The sequence below is a fragment of the Streptococcus sp. k-90 genome, assembly GCF_013277565.1.
Classification (GTDB): Bacteria; Bacillota; Bacilli; order Lactobacillales; family Streptococcaceae; genus Streptococcus.
Map to the genome: position 1 here is coordinate 1 of NZ_VMNE01000056.1, position 2,046 is coordinate 2,046.

3 protein-coding genes are annotated in these 2,046 nt (G+C 38.9%); all 3 read right to left on the reverse strand.

The features are described 5' to 3' along the window. Window positions 1-606, reverse strand: a 606-nt coding sequence (locus tag HT734_RS09325; RefSeq protein WP_173308538.1) for an NADPH-dependent FMN reductase, incomplete at its 3' end; no start/stop codon positions are given. 18 nt (window positions 607-624) lie between these two features. Beyond that, entirely contained in the window at window positions 625-1,230 is a 606-nt protein-coding gene (locus HT734_RS09330) for an NADPH-dependent FMN reductase (protein WP_049501905.1), read from the reverse strand. A 59-nt stretch (window positions 1,231-1,289) separates the two neighbouring features. After that, window positions 1,290-2,046, reverse strand: a 757-nt coding sequence (locus HT734_RS09335) for an FAD:protein FMN transferase (RefSeq protein ID WP_173308540.1), incomplete at its 5' end; no start/stop codon positions are given.

Here is a 2,046-nt window from a genome sequence, read left to right on the forward strand (position 1 = left end):
GGTGGTTGCGATTGGATTTGTACAATATAAATCTTCTGGTGCGATTGGTTTTGGTTTTTTCAATTTTGAAACGACTCCCACATATTTTACAAAGTTGTCTAAACATGTTTCAAGGAAATTAATAGTTCCTTCATTTGTGATATTCCCATTAACATCAAAGGCTTCTTTAGCTTTACCGAGAAGGAATTCGTTTCCTGGAAGTGTGTAGGCATTGACACCTGGAGCGTCAAGAATCTTACGAAGGTGAACTTGGGCACGAGAAGTACCTTGGTCGTAGTAAGAAGCACCTACAATCATGACTGGCTTGTTTTCAAATGGATGAACTTCGTATGAAAGCCATTCAAGAACAGATTTTAGGGAAGCTGAGATTGTGTGGTTGTGCTCAGGAGTAGCGATAATGACACCATCAGCACGAGTAATTTTGTTATATAAATAACGTAATTGGAAGCTTTCATCCCATTTTTCGTCTTGGTTAAACATTGGAACTTCGTCAATTTCAAGAACTTCTAATTCAAATTTAAGTTTGAAGTGACGACGGATAAATTCCAAGAGTTTACGGTTATATGATTGATCGTAGTTTGATCCTACAAGTCCAACAAATTTCATTCTTTTTGGTCTCCTATCTTACAAATTTTCCCAGTCAAAGTCTTCAGCATCTTTGCGAAGTAATTCTTGTGCATTACGCAATTTTTCTGTGATTTTTACAAAGATACGGAAGTCGTCAAAAGTGGCATCCAATTTTTTAATAACATCAAGATCCACTAGGTCTCCACTTGGGTTAAAGGCTTGAAGAGAATGTGAAAGCAAGAATTCATCTGGAAGGACACTTGCTTTAATTTCTGGAGCATTCAAGATTTGGCGAAGTTGTAATTGGGCACGTGATGAACCAAGAGTACCATATGAAGCACCTGTAATCATGATTGGTTTGTTCAAAAGTGGATAGATACCATAAGACAACCAAGCAAGAGCGCTCATTAAAACAGCTGGAATAGAGTGGTCATACTCAGGAGTACCGATAATAACGCCATCTGCCTCTTCAATTTTAGCAGCAATTTCTAAAATTTCAACAGGTACTTGCTTGTCAGCTGGTTTATTGAAGACAGGAATGTCTTTAATTTCAACAAGTTCAATTTCAGCTTTTTCAGCAAAGTGTTTTTGCATGTATTGAAGCAATTGACGGTTTGTAGAACGTTTTGAATTTGTTCCAACAATAGCAATAAGTTTTAACATGAGATTTCCTTTCTCTTTTTACATAATACGATTTTAAAACTCTATTGAAACATCTATTTCTATAGAGTAGGAATTCCTGAAGAACAGCTTAGGTGACCTTCCTTATCGATTAGGATGGCTTCGATGCCCTCCAAACTTTCGACTTGCCAGAGGATAGCAGCAGGTCTTTCTCCAAATAGACGAGTTGTCCAGATTTCACCATCAACTGATTTATCAGAGATGATTGTTAGACTAGCTAGTTCCGTTTCAACAGGATATCCTGTTTGACTGTCAAAAATATGATGGTAATCTTTTCCGTCGACTGTCAGGTGACGTTCATAAATGCCTGAAGTCACGACAGATTGATTGACAACAGGGATGGTCATTAAGTGATTTCCCCTAGGATTGGCTGGGTCTTGAATCCCAATTTGCCAAGGCTGATCCCCTCTTGCCTGATTTTTTCCAATGGTCAGGATATTCCCTCCCAGATTAATCAAGGCAGATGTCACTCCTTCTTCTCTCAGAAATTGGGCAACTTTATCCGCACTATAACCCTTGGCTAAACAACCAAGATCGATCTTCATTCCTTTTTGTTTTAAAAACACAGTGGAAGTGGAAGAATCTAACTCGATATAATGAGGATTGATTAAAGGGAGCACCGATTCAATTTCTTGGGGTTGGGCCACTTTGGCATCTGAAAAACCGATACGCCAGGTTTGAATTAAGGGACCAATACTGATGTTGAGATGGCTAGAGGGCGCTAGGCTATGCTCTAATCCAAGTGCAAGCAGTTCAAACAGGTCTGGATGAACTTTGACTGGAGCTATTCCAGCTTGA

Excerpts from the sequence above, each read along its gene's own strand:
- HT734_RS09330 (WP_049501905.1), bottom strand. The coding sequence starts at position 1,230 with ATGTTAAAACTTATTGCTATTGTTGGAACAAATTCAAAACGTTCTACA.